Raw genomic sequence first — 17,215 nt, forward strand, 5'->3', positions numbered from 1 at the left:
AAGTTACTCAAGAGTAACAGCGGCTCCCCGCGCCGGCGGGGGACGACCGCGCCGGTCAGGGGGTCGCGAACGCCTCGGCCAGCCGCTCCGCGACGAGCTCGACCTGCCACTCGCGCGCGCCACCGGCCCGGAGCGCCTCCGCAACCGCGGCGGCGTCCGCCGGCTGCGGCGGGGACCAGCACACCCGGCGCAGGAGGTCCGGCTGCAGCAGGTTCTCGACCGGCACGGACCACTGCTCCGACAGGGCGCCCACCACGGTGCGCGCGGCCGTCAGGCGGCGGGCGGCCGCCGGGTCGCGGTCGGCCCACGCGCGCGGCGGCGGGGGACCGTCGCTCGCCGGGCCGCGGGCCGACGGCAGCGCGCTGTCGGGCAGCGCGACCGCGCGGTCGATCGCGGACTGCCACAGCGCGGCGCGCCGGCGCGTGCCCTTGCCGGCGAACGCCGGGAGGGCGACCAGCTGCCCGACGGTGCGCGGCAGCGCGTGCGCCGCGGCCACGATCGCCGCGTCGGGGAGCACGCGGCCGGGGGAGATGTCCCGCTCGCGCGCGTTCTTGTCGCGCGTCGCGTAGAGCTCGCGGACCACCGCGAGGCGGCGCGGCTCCCGCAGCGTGTGCAGGCCGGACACGCGGCGCCACGGGTCCGTCCGCGGCGCGGGGGGCGGTGCGAGCCGGACGGCCTCGAACTCCTGGCGCGCCCACTCCGCCTTGCCCTGCTCGGCGAGCCGCTCGGCGAGGACCTGGCGGACCTCCACGAGCACCTCGACGTCGAGCGCCGCGTACCGCAGCCACTCCGCGGGCAGCGGCCGGGTCGACCAGTCGACGGCCGAGTGCTCCTTCGCGAGCCCCAGGCCGAGCGTGTCCGCGACGACCGCCGCGAGGCCCACGCGCTCCATGCCGAGCAGCCGCGCGGCCAGCTCGGTGTCGAAGACGCGGCTCGGCCGCATGCCCTGCTCGGCGAGGCCGGGCAGGTCCTGGGACGCCGCGTGCAGCACCCACTCGACGCCGACGAGCGCCTCGGACAGCACCGACAGGTCCGGCAGCGCGACCGGGTCGACCAGCGCCGTGCCGGCGTCCTCGCGGCGCAGCTGCACCAGGTAGGTGCGCTGCCCGTACCGGTAGCCGGACGCGCGCTCCGCGTCGACGGCCACGGGGCCCGTGCCGGCGCCGAACGCCTCGACGACCGCGGCCAGGGCCGCGGGGGTGTCGACGACCGGCGGGACGCCCTCGGCCGGCTCGAGCAGCGGGACGACGGGACGCGCCTCCGGGTCCGGCCGCGCGTCGTCCGGACCGGGAACGCCGGGTGACGTGTCGAGGTCCATGACGTCCACCGTAGGCGACGGCGGGCGGACCGCCGCGCAGGCGGGTGACGCGTCGCCTGCGGCGTGCGTCACCGCCGTCGCGTCGGGCACCACCCCGCGGCGGGTCAGTCGATCAGCCGGTTGCGGATCGCGATGGCGACAAGCTCGGCGCGGTCGCCCGTGCCGAGCTTGCGCGAGATGCGCGCGAGGTGGCTCTTGACGGTGAGCGCCGACAGGCCGAGCTCCTCGCCGATGAGGCGGTTGGTGCGGCCCTCCGCCACGCGCGCCAGGACGCTGAGCTCGCGCGCCGACAGGTCCGCCACGGGGGCGGGCGGCGGCGGGGGCGTCGCCCGCACCGCCGACGCGACGTCGGTGCTCGCCGCGACGCCGCCGCGCAGGCCGCCCGCGAGCAGCGTGCGCAGCTCGGCGCGCCCGGCGCGACGGGCGAGGACGACGACGCGCGCGGCGCCGCGCCGGCGCAGCGTCCGCACCAGGGCCTCGCCCTCGCCGTCGCCAATCTGCGTCACCACGACGCACATGGGGTTGCGGGCCGGGGCCGCCTGGAGAGGCCGGCGGACCGTGGGGACCTGGGCGGCGCCGGGCGCGCGGCGGGCCGAGATCTCGCGGACGTCGCGTCGCAGCGGCTCGATGGTCACGCCCAGTGGATCGGCAGCCCGTCCGGGGGACTTGAGCGCCGGCCGGCTCCGGGGGCGCCGCGCGCCGGTCCGCGGGTGGGTTGCGGCGGGTCTGGGCGGATCTGCCCGCCGCCCCGTGTCCGTACCGCGGACGGCGGTCCCGCGAAGGGGTGACCGGACGAGGTCAGCGGCGCGGCAGCGGCACGACGCCGTCGGGCAGCGGCGGCAGCCCCGCCGCGGTGCACAGCAGCGTCGTCCACGCCGTCAGGTGCGGCGCCAGGTCCTCGTCCCACGCCGTCCACGACGCGCGGATCTCCAGCTCGGTCTGCTCCTCGCGCCGCTCGAGCGCGCCGAAGCTCTGCGACAGCACGCGCGTGACGGTGCCGCCGGTGGCGTGCGGGTCGACGCCCGCCGACGCGAGCGCGTCGCCGAACCACGTCCACGCGACCTCGGCGAGCAGCGGGTCGGCGCCGACCTCGGGCTCGAGGGCGGCGCGCACGAGCGTGACGAGCCGGAACGAGCCCTCCCACGCCTCCTGGCCCTGCGGGTCGTACAGCACCACGAACCGGCCCGACGCCAGGTCCTCGGCCGCCACGGAGCGGCGCGCCGTGCGGACCTCGGCGGTCAGCGCGGCGGAGTAGGGGGCGATGCGGGCGGGGCCGGGCACCTCGTCGAGGACGACCTCGGGGCGGACGGGCACCGCGCGCAGCGACCGCAGCGCCCGCACGAACTCGGCGGGGACGTCGTCGGGTCCGGCGGGGGTCACGCCGGTGAGAGTAGGGCGGCGGGCGTCGTCTCGACGTCCGGCACGCCGGAGGGTGCGCGCCGTTCGTCCGACTAGTCTCGACTCCCGTCACCGCACGTCCGCGTCGCGGCGCCGGCCCAGGGCCGGCGGGCGCGGGTGCACCCTCGCCTCGAAGGAGTCCCGTGATGTCTGTCCCCGCGTCTGACCTGGGCACCGCGCAGATCGGTGTGACCGGACTGGCGGTGATGGGCCGCAACCTCGCGCGGAACTTCGCTCGCCACGGCTACACCGTGGCCGTGCACAACCGCACCTTCGCCCGCACGCAGTCGCTGGTGGCCGAGCACGCCGCCGACGGCACGTTCGTGGCGACCGAGTCCATGGCCGACTTCGTCGCCGCGCTCGAGCGCCCGCGCAAGGTCGTCATCATGGTCAAGGCCGGCCCGGCGACCGACGCGGTGATCGACGAGCTCGTCCCGCTGCTCGAGCCCGGCGACATCGTCGTGGACGCGGGCAACGCCCACTTCCCGGACACGGTCCGCCGCGAGGCGGCGCTGCGCGCGCTCGGCCTGCACTTCGTCGGCACCGGCGTCTCCGGCGGCGAGGAGGGCGCGCTCAACGGCCCGTCGATCATGCCCGGCGGCACGCGTGAGTCCTACGAGTCGCTCGGCCCGATCCTCGAGGCGATCTCGGCCAAGGTCGACGGCGTGCCCTGCTGCACCTACGTGGGCCCCGGCGGCGCCGGCCACTTCGTCAAGATGGTGCACAACGGCATCGAGTACGCCGACATGCAGCTCATCGCCGAGGCCTACGACCTGCTGCGCAACGGGCTCGGCGCCTCGGCGAAGGAGATCGGCGAGGTCTTCGCGGCCTGGAACACGGGCGACCTCGAGTCGTTCCTCATCGAGATCACCGCCGACGTGCTGCAGCACGTCGACGCCGCGACGGGCCAGGCGTTCGTCGACGTCGTCGCCGACGCGGCCGAGCAGAAGGGCACCGGCCGCTGGACGGTGCAGAACGCGCTCGACCTCGGCGTGCCGATCACCGGCATCGCGGAGGCGACGTTCGCGCGCGCCCTGTCGGGCTCGGCACCGCAGCGCGCGGCCGCCCGCGGCGTCCTGCCGGCCGACACCGTCGCGTGGAACGTGCCCGAGCCGGGCCGGTTCATCGAGGACGTCCGTCTCGCGCTGTACGCCTCGAAGGTCGTCGCCTACTCGCAGGGCTTCGACCAGATCGCGGCGGCCTCGCGCGAGTTCGGCTGGGACATCGACCGCGGCGCGATGGCCCGCATCTGGCGCGGTGGCTGCATCATCCGCGCGAAGTTCCTCGACCGGATCACGCAGGCCTACGAGCGCGACGCGGACCTCCCGCTGCTGCTCGCCGACCCGTACTTCACGGAGGCCGTCGCGAACGGCGTGGCCGCGTGGCGGCGGGTCGTCGCCGCGGCGGCGACGCACGGCGTCCCGACGCCCGCGTTCTCCTCCTCGCTCGCGTACTACGACGGCGTGCGCGCCGAGCGCCTGCCGGCGAACCTCATCCAGGCGCAGCGCGACTTCTTCGGCGCGCACACGTACCGCCGGGTGGACCGCGAGGGCGTCTTCCACACCGAGTGGTCGGGCGACCGGTCCGAGACCGCCGAGTGAGCGGCCGTCGTCCCACGGGCGCGCAGGTCCCGCTGCCGGACCTGCTGCCCGTGGTCCTCGGCGGCGACATCGGCGCGTACAGCCTCGCGCGCACGTTCCACGAGGCGTACGGCGTCCGGTCGGTCGTCGTCCCGTCCGTGTCGACGGGGCTGACGCGGCACTCGCGCATCCTCGACGCGGTCGTGGAGCCGGGCATCGACGACGGCCCGACCGTCGTCGCCCGGCTGCGGGCGGTCGCCGCGCAGCACCCGGACCGCCGGCGCATCCTGCTCGGCAGCGCCGACTGGCTCGTGCGGACGATCGTGGAGAACCGGGCGCAGCTCGAGGACCTGTACACGATCCCGTACGTCGACGTCGCTACCCTCGACCGGGTCACGGACAAGGTGCTGTTCGGCGAGCTGTGCGCCGAGCTCGGCATCGACCACCCCGCGACCGTCGTGCACGACGTGCAGGCCGGCGGCACGCCCGACACATCGGCGCTGCGCTTCCCGGTCATCGCCAAGGCGGCCGACACCGCCGCGTACCACCTGGTCGAGTTCCCGGGGAAGAAGAAGGTCTTCACCGTCGACTCGCCCGCGGAGCTGGCGGACCTGCTCGAGCGCGTGCGCGTCTCGGGGTACCAGGGCCGGTTCGTCGTGCAGGACCTCATCCCGGGCGACGACTCGGGCATGCGGATCCTCACGTGCTACGTCGACGCCGACGGGAAGGTCCGGTTCTCGGCGTTCGGCCACGTGCTGCTCGAGGAGCACACGCCCGGCGCGCTGGGCAACCCCGCGGGCATCGTCACGGGGCACGACGCCGAGATCGCCGACCAGGCGCGGCGCCTGCTCGAGCACCTCGGCTGGCGGGGGTACGCGAACTTCGACCTCAAGTACGACCCGCGCGACGGGCGCACGGTGTTCTTCGAGCTCAACCCCCGGCTCGGGCGGTCGAACTTCTACATCACCGCGGGCGGGCGCAACACGGCGGAGCTGTACGTGCGCGAGCACCTGCAGGGCCTCGATCCGCTGCCGGACGGTGCGGCGGACCACCTCACCGCGCCGCACCTGTACACGGTGCTGCCGATGGGCCTGCTGCTCCGTTACGTCACCGACCCCGCCGTGCGGGCGCAGGTGCGCGGGCTGCAGCGCTCCGGCCAGGTGACGAACCCGCTGTGGTACGGGGCCGAGAACCACCCGCGGCGCCTCGCCTACCTGGCGGCGGCGCAGGTCAACCAGGTGCGCAAGTACCGCCGGTACCACCCGTGGCCGGCACGCGGGACGGACGCGTGAGCGGCGAGGTCGGGGTCATCGGCGGCGTGGGCCCGGCGGCCACCGTCAGCTTCCTCGACCTCGTCGTCCGGCACACGGACGCGGGCCGCGACCAGGACCACGTCGACATGGTCGTGCTCCAGCACGCGTCGATCCCGGACCGGACCGCCTACATCCTCGGCGACTCCGCGGACGACCCCGGTCCCGTGATGGCCGCGGACGCCCGGCGGCTCGAGGCGCTCGGCGTCGACTTCGTCGTCGTGCCGTGCAACACCGCGCACCACTTCACGGACGAGATGGCGGCGGCCGTGACCGTCCCCGTGCTCAGCATCGTGCACGAGACGGTCGACGAGGTCGCTGCGCGGCCGGGCACGTCGACCGTCGGGCTCCTCGCCACGAGCGGGACGCTCGCGTCGGGCGTCTACCAGCGGGCGGCCGAGGAGCGCGGGCTCACCGTCCTCGAGCCGGACGCGGACGACCAGCGCGTCGTGATGGGCATCATCTACGACCAGGTGAAGGCGGGACGGCCCGCGGACGTCGACGCGCTGCGGGGCGTCGCCGGGCGGCTCGCGGACCGCGGCGCCGACGTCGTCGTGCTCGGCTGCACCGAGCTGTCCGTCGTCGCGCTCGAGCACGACCTGCTGGCGGACCCGCTTCTCGTCGACTCGCTCGACGTGCTGGCGCGGCGCACGGTCGTACGGTCGGGCCACCGGCTACGGGACGACGCCACGGGTTGACGTGCGGGCGACGCACGAGGAGGGCGGGACCGTCACCGGTCCCGCCCTCCTCGCGTCGGCGTCCGGGACGTCAGCCCAGCTCGCTCGTCCCGCTGTACAGGTGCAGCACCGGGACGTGCAGCTCCTCGCGGGCGCGCGACGCCCAGTCGGTGTGGAACGTGTCCTCGACCAGGTGCGGGTACGTCACCACGACGACCTCCCGCACGTCGCCCCCGGCGACGGCCGTGCGCAGGGCGGGCAGCGGGTCGTCGTCGGTCACCTGGCCGCTCGCCTCGCGCCCGGCGGCGAGGAACGCGGCGACGCTGCCCGCGATCTGCTCCTCCGCCGTCGCACGGGCCTGCGTCCGGCTCGGCTCGCGGCCCAGCGCGCGGTCCCACGCCTCGCGCAGCTCGCCCAGGCTGAGCGCGTCGACGATCCACGGCACGAGGGGCCGGTCGGTGTCGGCGGGCACGAGCACGCGGTAGGTGAGCTCCTCGTCGGCGTGCAGGTCGAGGATGTGGCGGACGTCGGCGTCGGCGAGCGTGTCCTCGGTGAGGACCAGGATGGTGTCGGTCACGCGCCCGAGCCTACGGGCGCGCCCGCCGCGTCGCCGGTCGCGGCGTCGCCGCCCGTGACCGTGCCCGGCACGGCGCCGCCGGACCGGGCCGCGGCGAGGTCCCAGCGCGCGAGCAGCGTCCCGTCGGCGTGCAGGAGGTGCCGCAGACGCGCACCTGCCGGCGGGTCCGGCCGGTACGCGCCGTGCAGGAGCCCCGGCGCGCCCGGGCCCGCGAGCAGCGGGGTCGTCGTCAGGCACAGCTCGTCGACGAGCCCGGCGGCGAGCAGGTCGCCGAGCAGCGCCGGACCGCCCTCCGTGAGCACGTGCCGCAGCCCGCGCGCACCCAGCGCGGCGAGCGCCGCGGCCAGGTCCAGCTCGCCGTCCCGTGCCGGCACGGCGAGCACGCGGTCCGCGCCGACGGCGCGCGTCGCGGCGTCCTGTCCCTCGGGGCCCGTGACGACGAACGGCGGCCGGCCGCCGGGACGCACGTCGGCCGGCACGTCGCCGCGGCGGGTGACGACCGCCAGCGCGACCTGCGGGGCGCGGCCCAGCGCGGCGCGCGCGTCGCGCAGGTGGCCGGCCACCGGGATCTCGCGGTACCCCTCGGCGCGGACCGTCCCGGCGCCGACGAGCACGACGTCCGCCAGCGCGCGGAGCACGCGGAACAGCCGCCGGTCGGCCGGGCTGCTGATGGTCGCCGAGCGTCCGTCGGGCCCGACCCCGCCGCCGTCGAGCGTGCCCACCATGTTGGCCCGCACGTGCGGACGTCCGGGGCCCTCCGCGTCGGCGAACAGGGCGAGCAGGTCGGGCTCGCCGTCCCGCGGGGGCAGGGCGCCGGCGCGGTCGCGGGGGAGCAGGAGGTCGTAGGTGGGCGGCACGCCGTCAGGCTAGGGGGTCGCCGCCGCGGCCGGGACGCCGCCGAGGACCTCGGCGAGCGCCGCGACGCGGCCGACGACCACGACGGCCGGGTTGCGCACGCCGACCTCCGCGGCGCGGGCCGCGATGTCGGCGACGGTCCCGAGCGTGGTCCGCTGCGTGGGCAGCGTCCCGTCCTCCACGACGGCGACGGGCGTCGCCGGGTCGAGGCCGTGCGCGCGCAGGCGGTCCATGTGGTCGCCGATGCGGGCCACGCCCATGAGCAGCACGAGCGTGCCCTGCAGGCGGGCGAGCGTCTCCCAGTCCGTCGCGGCGTCGTGCGCCGAGACGATCGTCACCTGGCGCGCGACGTGGCGGTGCGTCACCGGGACGCCCGCGGCGGCGGGCACGGCGATCGCGCTCGTCACGCCGGGGACGACCTCGACCTCCACGCCGGCCTCGCGGCAGGCCTGGAGCTCCTCGCCGCCGCGGCCGAGGACGAACGGGTCGCCGCCCTTGAGCCGCACGACCCGCTGGCCGGCCTGCGCGCGCTCGACGAGCAGGCGGTTGATCTCGTCCTGGGTCAGCGTGTGCGCGTGCGGCGCCTTGCCCGCCTCGACGACCTCGACGCCGGCCTCGAGCTCCTCGAGCAGCGCCCGCGGCGCGAGCCGGTCGACGACGACGACGTCGGCCTCGGCGAGCGCGCGCCGGCCGCGTGTCGTGATGAGCCCCGGGTCGCCGGGCCCGCCGCCGACGAGCGACACGCGACCGGGCCCGGCGCGGTGCCGGCGCACGGGCAGCGCGCCGGCGTCGAGCAGGCCCTGCACGGCGGCGCGGACGGCGCGCGAGCGCCGCGGGTCGCCGCCGGCGGTGACCGCCACGGTGACGTCGCCGGCGCGCGCGACGGCGGGCGTCCAGGCGGTCGACGCGGTGGCGTCGTCGGCGCGCACGCACCAGGTGCGCGCGGCCTCGGCGTCGGCGGCGACGGCGTCGTCCGTGCGGCGGTCGCCCGTCGCGGTGTGCACGAGCCAGGCGCCGTCGAGGTCGCCCGTCGCGTACTCGCGGGGCTGCCAGCCGGCGGCGCCCGCGGCGACGAGGTCGGCGAGCTCCTCGCACAGCGCCGGCGCGACGACGTGCACGTCGGCGCCGTCGGCGAGCAGGCCGCGCGCGCGCCGGGCGGCGACGGGACCGCCGCCGACGACGACGACCCGCCGGCCCGTGACGTCGACGAGCAGCGGGTGCGACGCGGTCATATCCCCGCCCCGGCGAGCCAGTCGTCGTCCTGCTCGTCGGCGCGCACGGGCGCGAGCCGGTCCAGCAGCGTCGGGCCGACCATGCCGGCGGCGAGCGTGCTGCCGTCGGCGGGGTCGACGAGCAGGAACCCGCCCGTGCGACGGTGCGTGGCGTAGTCGTCGAGGACGACCGGCTCCGCCAGGCGGACCCGCACGCGACCGATCGCGTTGAGGCCGAGGGAGCGGGGCGCGGCGTCGGACGACGTGTCGGTGGCGTCGATGGTGCGGACGGTGTCGACCGGGTCCCACTCCTCGACGGTCAGCGTGTCGACGTCGAGGCGGGCGTCGACCTCGCGCAGCAGCGCCCGCACCGTGCGGGTGCCGGTGCGCACCAGCAGGCGCGCGCCCGCCACCGAGCGCCGCTCGGTGAGCCAGCAGACCGTGCCGACGAGGTCCTGGCCGGTGCGCACGTCCTCGGCCGCCGGCACCAGGACGTCGCCGCGCGCGACGTCGAGGTCGTCGGCCAGCCGCACCGTCACCGAGCGCGGGGCCTCCGCCTGCTGGAGCGGCCCGTCGAACGTGTCGATGCCGACGACCCGGCTCGTGCGGCCCGACGGCAGGACGCGCAGCTCGTCGCCGACCCGCACGACGCCCGACGCGACCTTGCCCGCGTACCCGCGGTAGTCCGGGTGCTCGGGCGTGCGGGGGCGGATGACCACCTGCACGGGCAGGCGCAGCGGCTCCGCGGCGGCGTCGCGCCCGACGGGCACCTGCTCGAGCAGCTCGAGCAGCGTCGGGCCGTCGTACCAGGGGGTGCGGTCCGACCGCAGGACGACGTTGTCGCCGTCGAGCGCGGACAGCGGGACCGCGTGCACGTCCGGCAGCCCGAGCACCCGCGCGTAGTCGGCGAACTCGCGGGCGATCGTCGTGAACGTCGCCTCGTCGAACCCGACGAGGTCCATCTTGTTCACGGCGAGCACGACGTGCGGGACGCCGAGCAGCGCGGTCAGCGCGGCGTGCCGCCGGGTCTGCTCGAGCACGCCCTTGCGCGCGTCGACGAGGACGATCGCGAGCTCCGCGGTCGAGGCCCCCGTGACCATGTTCCGCGTGTACTGCACGTGCCCGGGGGTGTCGGCGAGGACGAACGCGCGCCGCGCCGTCGAGAAGTAGCGGTAGGCGACGTCGATCGTGATGCCCTGCTCGCGCTCGGCGCGCAGGCCGTCGGTGAGCAGCGCGAGGTCGACAGCCGTGCCGTCGCCACCGCGGGCGCGGGTGGCCCGCTCGACGGCCGACAGCTGGTCCGCGAGCACCGACTTCGTGTCGTACAGCAGCCGGCCGATGAGCGTGCTCTTGCCGTCGTCGACCGAGCCGGCCGTGGCCAGGCGCAGCAGGTCCCGCTGCGCGTGGTCGGCGGCCCCGTCGACGGCGGGCGCCGGCCGGGCGTCGGTCGTGGTCTGCGTGCCCATCAGAAGTACCCCTCGCGCTTGCGGTCCTCCATGGCGGCCTCGGAGGCCCGGTCGTCGGCGCGCGTCGCGCCCCGCTCGGTGAGCCGGCTCGACGCGACCTCGGCGATGACCTCGGCCACCGTCGCGGCGTGCGAGTCGACCGCACCCGTGCAGCTCATGTCGCCGACCGTGCGGTAGCGCACGGTGCGGCGCTCGACGAGCTCGTCGGGCCGCGGACCGCCCCAGTCGCCGGCGGTCAGCCACATCCCGTCGCGGGCGAACACGTCGCGCTCGTGCGCGTAGTAGATCTCCGGCAGCGGGATCTCCTCGCGCTCGATGTACCGCCACACGTCGAGCTCGGTCCAGTTCGACAGCGGGAAGACGCGCACGTGCTCGCCCGCCTTGTGCCGCCCGTTGTACAGGTCCCACAGCTCGGGCCGCTGCCGGCGCGGGTCCCACTGCCCGAACTCGTCGCGCAGCGAGAACATGCGCTCCTTCGCGCGCGCCTTCTCCTCGTCGCGCCGCCCGCCGCCGAACACGGCGTCGAACCGGTGCGCGGTGATGGCGTCGAGCAGCGGGACGGTCTGCAGCGGGTTGCGCGACCCGCCGGGCGTCTCGACGACGCGGCCGTCGTCGATGGCGTCCTGCACGCTCGCCACGACGAGCCGCAGCCCGTGCTCGGCGACCGTCGCGTCCCGGTACGCGATGACCTCGGGGAAGTTGTGCCCCGTGTCGACGTGCATGACCGTGAACGGCACGGGCGCGGGCCAGAACGCCTTGCGCGCCAGGTGCAGCATGACGATCGAGTCCTTGCCGCCCGAGAACAGCAGCACGGGCCGCTCGAACTCGCCCGCGACCTCGCGCATCACGTGGATGGCCTCGGACTCGAGCGCGTCGAGCTGGGTGAGGTGGCCCGCGCCCACCGCGGCGGACGGGGTCGTGGTCGTCGTCGTCATGTGTGCAGCCCGCATTCCGTCTTGTTCGTGCCTGCCCAGCGTCCGGCCCGTGCGTCCTCGCCCGCCGCGACGGGCCGCGTGCACGGCGCGCAGCCGATCGACGCGTACCCGGCCTCGCGCAGGGGGTTGAGGACGACGTGGTGCTCGGCGACGTAGGCGTCGACGTCGTCCTGCGTCCAGGCCGCGAGCGGGTTGAGCTTCACCTTCGACCGCTTCGCGTCCCAGCCGACCACGGCGATGTCGCTGCGCGTGGGGGCGTCCTCGCGGCGCATGCCCGTCACCCACGCGGCGTACGGCGCGAGGCCGCGCTCGAGCGGCTCGACCTTGCGCAGCGCGCAGCACAGGTTCGGGTCGCGCTCGTGCAGGCGCGGGCCGTGGGCGGCGTCCTGCTGCTCGACGGTGAGGAGCGGCAGGACGGTCCGCAGCCGCACGTCGGTGAAGTCGGCGTAGTAGTCGCGCGTGCCGATCGTCTCGGCGAAGTGGTAGCCCGTGTCGAGGAAGATCACGTCGATGCCCGGCACGGCCTTCGCCGCGATGTCGACGAGCACCTCGTCGCCCATCGAGGACGCCACGACGAGGTCGCGGCCGAACCGGTCGGCCGCCCAGCGCAGGATCTCCGCCGGGTGCGCGCCCTCCAGGTCGCGGCCGGCCTGCTCGGCGAGGGCGCGCAGCGCGTCGGGGGACAGGTCCGTGACGGGCCCGGTCGCGGCGCTCACCGTGCACCCGCCAGGCCGACGAACCGCAGCGCGAAGACGCGTGCGCACGTGCGGCACTCCCACTCGCCGTGCCGCTCCCCGGCGGGGAAGAGGTCCTCGCCGGCGCAGAACGGGCAGTAGTAGGGCACCGCCCGCTGCCCGGAGCCGTCGCCGCTCATCGCAGGTCCTCCTCGTCCGCGCGCTGCGCCCACTCGGCGAACAGCTCGCCGTCCAGGCGCTGCTCGTCGTACCGGCGCGTGACGCGCTCGACGTAGTCGGGCAGCTCGGTGGCGGGCACGCGCAGCCCGCGCAGGGTGCGCCCGAGGCCGCTGGTCAGACCGAGGCCGCCGCCGAGGTGCACCTGGTACGCGTCGGTCCCGTCCGGTGCGAGGACGCCCTTGAGGCCGATGTCGGCCACCTGGATGCGGGCGCACGAGTTCGGGCACCCGTTGAGGTTGATGGTGATGGGCTGCTCGAAGTCCGGCATCCGGCGCTCGAGCTCGTCGACGAGCGCGGCCGCCCGCGCCTTCGTCTCGACGATCGCGAGCTTGCAGAACTCGATGCCCGTGCACGCCATCGTCCCGCGGCGGAACGTGGACGCCGCACGCACCCGCAGGCCGACGGCCTCGAGGCCTGCGACCAGCGCGTCGACCCGCTCCGGCAGCACGTCGAGCACGACCAGCTTCTGCTCGACCGTGAGCCGGACGCGGTCGGAGCCGGCGGCCTCCGCCAGGTCCGCGACCTGGGCCAGGAGCGGGCCGGACACGCGGCCCACGGTCGGCGCCGCACCCACGTACCGCAGGCCGTCGACCTGCTCGTGCACGCCGACGTGGTCGCGCCGGCCGGACGGCGGCGGGGGCGGCTCGGGCCCGTCGGGGAGGGCGTACCCGAGGTACTCGCGCTCGAGCACGTCCCGGAACACCTGCGCACCCCAGTCGGCGACGAGGAACTTCAGGCGGGCGCGGTTGCGCAGGCGGCGGTAGCCGTAGTCGCGGAAGATCCCGGTCACGCCGGCCCACACCTCGGGCACCTGCGCGAGCGTGACGAACGCGCCGAGCCGCACCGCCAGCTTCGGGTTCGTCGACAGCGCCCCGCCCACCCACAGGTCGAAGCCCGGCCCCAGCTCGGGGTGCACGACGCCGACGAACGAGACGTCGTTGATCTCGTGCGCCACGTCGTGGTGCGGCGAGCCGCTGATCGCGGTCTTGAACTTGCGCGGGAGGTTGGAGAAGGCGGGGTCGCCGATGAACCGGCGCGTGATCTCCTCGACGGCGGGCGTGCCGTCGATGATCTCGTCCTTCGCGACCCCGGCGACGGGGGAGCCGAGCACGACGCGCGGGGTGTCGCCGCAGGCCTCCTGCGTGCTGAGGCCGACCGCCTCCAGGCGGCGCCAGATCTCGGGGACGTCCTCGATGCGCACCCAGTGCAGCTGGATGTTCTGCCGGTCGGTGATGTCGGCGGTGCCGCGCCCGAAGGTCGTCGAGACGTCGGCGATCGCCCGCAGCTGCGGCACGGACAGCGCGCCGCCGTCGCAGCGGACGCGCAGCATGAAGTACTCGTCGTCGAGCTCGTGCGGCTCGAGCGTCGCGGTGCGGCCGCCGTCGATGCCGGGCTTGCGCTGGGTGTACAGGCCCCACCAGCGCATGCGGCCGCGCAGGTCCTCGCCCGGGATCGACGCGAAGCCCTCGCGGGCGTAGACGGTCTCGATGCGGTGCCGGACGTTGAGGCCGTCGTCCTCGGCCTTGAACTTCTCGTTGGCGTTCAGCGGCTCGCGCTGGCCGAAGGCCCACTGGCCCTCGGGGCGCTTCGGGGGAGCCACGACGGGTGTCTGCGCCACGGGGCGCCACCTTTCGGGAGGATCTCGGGGCGTGCTCGCGCGTCCGCACGACGGGGGAGTCGTGTGCACCGGACGCGGACCACGCGCCCGTGCAGGAGGGGACGGGGCGGGGTCAGCGGTTCCGCGGACAGCACGCGCACGGGACCGCGGCGGCGCGACAGCACCGACACATGAGGGTCGTCCCGTGGAAGATCACGGCACGAGAGTGTCACGAGCTGCCGTGACCGGGCACCAGTTGTCCGGATGGCGGAACGCCCATCCGCATGCCGGACACATGTCCAGGGGTGCCGGACGTGCACCGGGACGGCCGGGCTCGCGGGGCCGCCGTATCCTCGACGCCGTGCCCACCCCCTCGCTGACCGCGCGGCAGCCGCACGTCCCCACGGACCGGCTCCTCGCCGAGCTCGTCCCGCCGCGGCACTTCGCCCGCGAGTCGTTCGACACCTACGAGCCGGACCCCGCGCACGCGTCGCAGGCCGAGGCCGTGACGCGGCTGCGCGAGGTCGCCGACGTGCTCGCGCGCCCGGCCGGCCGGTCGGGCTGGTTCGGCCGCCGTCGGTCCGCGGCCGCGCCGGCCGTCTACCTCGACGGCGGGTTCGGCGTCGGCAAGACCCACCTGCTCGCGTCCCTCGCGCACGCCGTCGGCACGGAGCAGGCCGCGTTCGGGACGTTCGTCGAGTACACGAACCTCGTGGGCGCGCTCGGCTTCGGCCCGACCGTCGAGGCGCTCGGGTCCCGTCGGCTCGTCTGCATCGACGAGTTCGAGCTCGACGACCCCGGGGACACCGTCCTCATGTCCCGCCTGCTGCGCGAGCTCGCCGACCGCGGCGTCGCGCTCGCGGCCACGTCCAACACCCTGCCGGAGTCGCTCGGCGAGGGCCGGTTCGCCGCGGAGGACTTCCTGCGCGAGATCCAGGCGCTCGCCGCCCGGTTCCAGGTGCTGCGGATCGACGGCGAGGACCACCGGCAGCGGGCCGCGACGACCCACGCCGCGACCGTGCCCGAGACGCGGCTGCGCGACGTCGTGGGGTCCCGCGACGACGCGACGCTCGACGACCTCGCCGCGCTGCTCGAGCACCTGTCCCGCGTGCACCCCAGCCGGTACGGCGCCCTGCTCGACGGGGTCGGGCTCGTCGCGCTCACCGGCGTGACGCCCGTCGACCGGCAGGACGTCGCCCTGCGCCTCGTCGTCCTCGTCGACCGCCTCTACGACCGGGACGTGCCGGTGCTCGTGGCCCGCGAGGGCGTCACCGACGCGGGGCTCGACCTCTTCACGCCGGAGATGCTGCGCGGCGGCTACCGCAAGAAGTACTACCGCGCGCTGTCCCGGCTCGGCGCGCTCGCGGCCGAGGGCGCGGCGCTCGCCGCGGAGCGCCCCGCCGCCTGAGGCCGCACGCCACGCACGCCGCAGGGGCCCGCAGCCGGTGGCTGCGGGCCCCTGCGCACGGGAGCGCGGGCGTCGGTCCGCCGGGCGTCGGCCGCCGGGCGTCGGCCGCCGGCGGGCGGGTCAGGCGAGGACGACGACGCTGCGCGCCGGCACCTCGACGACGACCGGGCCGTCCGCGTGCTCCGGCGGCTGGACCGCCCCGCCGTCCCACGCCGCGCGGACCGCGACCGGCGCGGACAGCGGCACGGGCACGGCGGCCGGCTCGTGCGCGAGGTTGAGCACGACCCGCGCGCCGCCGCGGTGCAGGACGAGCGCACCCTGCCACGGACCGTCGCCGGTCCCCTCGACGGCGTGCACGTCCAGCGCGGTCCGCGACCGGTCGCCGGACGCGAGGTCCGGGACCTGGCGGCGCAGCGCGACGAGCTCGCGGTACCAGTCGAGCAGCCGCGCGTGCTCGGGGCGGGTCGGCTCCGACCAGTCCAGGCGGCTGCGCTCGAACGTCGCCGGGTCACCCGGGTCGGGCACCTCGATCTCGCCGCCGTACAGGTCCTCCCAGCCGTGCCCGCCGAACTCCTTCGTGCGCCCCTCGCGGACCGCCTCGGCGAGCTCCGGCTCGGGGTGGTCGGTGAAGTACATCCACGGCGTGCGCGCCCCCCACTCCTCGCCCATGAACAGCAGGGGCGTGAAGGGGGAGAGGAGCACGAGCGCCGCCTGGGCGGCGAGCCCGCCGGCGTCCACGCGCGACGACGGCCGGTCGCCGAGCGCGCGGTTGCCGACCTGGTCGTGGTTGGCGTCGAAGACGACGAACCGGTGCCCGTCCACGTCGTCCGGCACGGGGCGGCCCCACGGCTCCCCCCGGAACGTCGACAGGTCGCCCGTGTGCACGAACGCCCCGGTCAGCGCGGTGCGCAGGGTCTCCGGCGCGCCGAAGTCGACGTAGTAGCCGTGCCGCTCGCCCGTGACGAGCGCGTGGATGCTGTGGTGCACGTCGTCGGCCCACTGGCCCGTCATGCCCCAGCCGCCCTCGGACGTGGGCGTCACCGACACCACGTCGTTGAGGTCGGTCTCCGCGACGAGGGACAGCGGGCGGCCGAGCTCGGCCGACAGCGCGGCGACCTCGTCGGAGAGCTGCGCGAGCACGTGCCGCTCGGACTCGTCGACCAGCGCGTGCACGGCGTCGAGGCGGAAGGCGTCGACGTGGAAGTCGCGCGCCCAGCGCAGCACGCTGTCGACGATCCACCGCCGCACGTGCTCCGCGCCGTCCTGGTCGAGGTTGATCGCGGCGCCCCACGGCGTGTGGTGCTCCTCGGTGAAGTACGGCCCGAACTCGTGCAGGTAGTTGCCGGACGGGCCCAGGTGGTTGTGCACGACGTCGAGGCAGACGGCCAGCCCGCGGGCGTGGGCCGCGTCGACGAACGCCTGCAGCGCCTCGGGGCCGCCGTACGGCTCGTGCACCGCCCACAGCGCGACGCCGTCGTACCCCCAGCCGTGCCGCCCGTTGAAGGCGGCGACCGGCAGCAGCTCCACCACGTCCACGCCGAGCGAGACGAGGTGGTCGAGCCGCTCGGTCGCCGACGTGAGCGTGCCGCCGTCGGTGAACGTGCCGGCGTGCAGCTCGTAGAACACCTTGCCGCGCACGTCGACGCCGCTCCAGCCGTCGTCGGTCCACGCGAACCGGCCGGCGTCGAACACCCGCGCCGGGCCGTGCACGCCGTCGGGCAGCCACGCGGCCCGCGGGTCGGGGCGTGCCGGGCCGCCGTCGAGCGCGAACGCGTAGTCGGTGCCGTGCGGCAGGTGGACGTCGGCGCGCCACCAGCCCCGGCCGGCGGCGTCCATGGGGATGCGCACCCCGGCGCCGCGCGCGTCGGCCCGTGCACCGGCCACGTCGAGACCGTCGGGCGCCCCGGAGGGCAGCACGAGGTCGACGCGCGCGGCGGCGGGCGCCCACACCTCGGGGACGTACGTCATG

Annotated in this window: 16 protein-coding genes; 4 read left to right on the top strand and 12 right to left on the bottom strand. The window is 76.1% G+C overall.

What is annotated here, in order from left to right; all coding sequences use genetic code 11:
* Positions 1–55 precede the first annotated feature (55 nt).
* The 3 genes from ACFUMH_RS03465 to ACFUMH_RS03475 form a co-directional block, all read right to left on the bottom strand.
* A complete protein-coding gene (locus ACFUMH_RS03465; protein WP_378200442.1) occupies positions 56–1,318 on the bottom strand; it encodes an HRDC domain-containing protein in 1,263 nt (420 codons plus the stop codon).
* A 104-nt stretch (positions 1,319–1,422) separates the two neighbouring features.
* A complete protein-coding gene (locus ACFUMH_RS03470; RefSeq protein WP_378200445.1) occupies positions 1,423–1,953 on the bottom strand; it encodes a response regulator transcription factor in 531 nt (176 codons plus the stop codon).
* A gap of 163 nt (positions 1,954–2,116) precedes the next feature.
* Positions 2,117–2,698: a DUF3000 domain-containing protein gene (locus ACFUMH_RS03475; protein ID WP_378200448.1), complete on the bottom strand. Its 582-nt coding sequence runs from the start codon at positions 2,696–2,698 to the stop codon at positions 2,117–2,119.
* Positions 2,699–2,862: 164 nt separating this feature from the next.
* On the opposite strand from ACFUMH_RS03475, the gene gndA reads away from it, so the two are divergent.
* From gndA to ACFUMH_RS03490, 3 genes are read left to right on the top strand one after another with little or no spacing between them, the layout of a single operon-like run.
* Entirely contained in the window at positions 2,863–4,317 is a 1,455-nt protein-coding gene (gene gndA / locus ACFUMH_RS03480) for an NADP-dependent phosphogluconate dehydrogenase (protein ID WP_378200451.1), read from the top strand.
* Entirely contained in the window at positions 4,314–5,588 is a 1,275-nt protein-coding gene (locus ACFUMH_RS03485; RefSeq protein ID WP_378200454.1) for a carboxylate--amine ligase, read from the top strand. The genes gndA and ACFUMH_RS03485 overlap by 4 nt, the downstream gene beginning before the upstream one ends.
* On the top strand, positions 5,585–6,304 hold the full coding sequence (locus tag ACFUMH_RS03490) for an aspartate/glutamate racemase family protein (RefSeq protein WP_378200457.1): 720 nt from the start codon (positions 5,585–5,587) through the stop codon (positions 6,302–6,304). The genes ACFUMH_RS03485 and ACFUMH_RS03490 overlap by 4 nt, the downstream gene beginning before the upstream one ends.
* 70 nt (positions 6,305–6,374) lie before the next feature.
* Here ACFUMH_RS03490 and ACFUMH_RS03495 read toward each other — a convergent pair whose 3' ends face one another.
* Genes ACFUMH_RS03495 through ACFUMH_RS03530 form a run of 8 tightly spaced genes read right to left on the bottom strand, consistent with a single transcriptional unit; the run spans position 6,375 to position 13,859 of the window.
* Positions 6,375–6,860, bottom strand: coding sequence for a hypothetical protein (locus tag ACFUMH_RS03495; RefSeq protein ID WP_378200460.1), 486 nt, complete (start codon positions 6,858–6,860; stop codon positions 6,375–6,377).
* Complete coding sequence (locus tag ACFUMH_RS03500) at positions 6,857–7,717, bottom strand: dihydrofolate reductase family protein (RefSeq protein ID WP_378200463.1); 861 nt, start codon at positions 7,715–7,717, stop codon at positions 6,857–6,859. The genes ACFUMH_RS03495 and ACFUMH_RS03500 overlap by 4 nt, the downstream gene beginning before the upstream one ends.
* 9 nt (positions 7,718–7,726) lie before the next feature.
* Complete coding sequence (cobA, locus tag ACFUMH_RS03505; RefSeq protein ID WP_378200466.1) at positions 7,727–8,947, bottom strand: uroporphyrinogen-III C-methyltransferase; 1,221 nt, start codon at positions 8,945–8,947, stop codon at positions 7,727–7,729.
* A complete protein-coding gene (locus ACFUMH_RS03510; protein WP_378200469.1) occupies positions 8,944–10,392 on the bottom strand; it encodes a sulfate adenylyltransferase subunit 1 in 1,449 nt (482 codons plus the stop codon). The genes cobA and ACFUMH_RS03510 overlap by 4 nt, the downstream gene beginning before the upstream one ends.
* Entirely contained in the window at positions 10,392–11,327 is a 936-nt protein-coding gene (cysD, locus tag ACFUMH_RS03515) for a sulfate adenylyltransferase subunit CysD (RefSeq protein WP_378200472.1), read from the bottom strand. The genes ACFUMH_RS03510 and cysD overlap by 1 nt, the downstream gene beginning before the upstream one ends.
* Complete coding sequence (locus tag ACFUMH_RS03520; protein ID WP_378200475.1) at positions 11,324–12,043, bottom strand: phosphoadenylyl-sulfate reductase; 720 nt, start codon at positions 12,041–12,043, stop codon at positions 11,324–11,326. Before ACFUMH_RS03520 ends, cysD begins: the two co-directional genes overlap by 4 nt.
* Complete coding sequence (locus ACFUMH_RS03525) at positions 12,040–12,201, bottom strand: hypothetical protein (protein WP_378200478.1); 162 nt, start codon at positions 12,199–12,201, stop codon at positions 12,040–12,042. The genes ACFUMH_RS03520 and ACFUMH_RS03525 overlap by 4 nt, the downstream gene beginning before the upstream one ends.
* Positions 12,198–13,859 carry a nitrite/sulfite reductase gene (locus tag ACFUMH_RS03530; RefSeq protein WP_378200481.1) on the bottom strand — a complete coding sequence of 554 codons (1,662 nt, stop codon included), beginning with the start codon at positions 13,857–13,859 and terminating at the stop codon, positions 12,198–12,200. The genes ACFUMH_RS03525 and ACFUMH_RS03530 overlap by 4 nt, the downstream gene beginning before the upstream one ends.
* 340 nt (positions 13,860–14,199) lie before the next feature.
* Between ACFUMH_RS03530 and zapE the strand changes: the two genes are divergently transcribed.
* Positions 14,200–15,246 (top strand): cell division protein ZapE, encoded by a 1,047-nt coding sequence (gene zapE / locus ACFUMH_RS03535; protein ID WP_378200484.1) that lies wholly within the window; start codon positions 14,200–14,202, stop codon positions 15,244–15,246.
* Between the two features lie 120 nt (positions 15,247–15,366).
* Here the strand turns inward: zapE and treZ are convergent, their stop codons facing one another.
* A complete protein-coding gene (gene treZ / locus ACFUMH_RS03540) occupies positions 15,367–17,214 on the bottom strand; it encodes a malto-oligosyltrehalose trehalohydrolase (RefSeq protein ID WP_378200487.1) in 1,848 nt (615 codons plus the stop codon).
* Between the last annotated feature and the right edge of the window lies 1 nt (position 17,215).

Source organism: Cellulomonas sp. NPDC057328 (assembly GCF_042667215.1).
Lineage (GTDB): Bacteria > Actinomycetota > Actinomycetes > Actinomycetales > Cellulomonadaceae > Cellulomonas.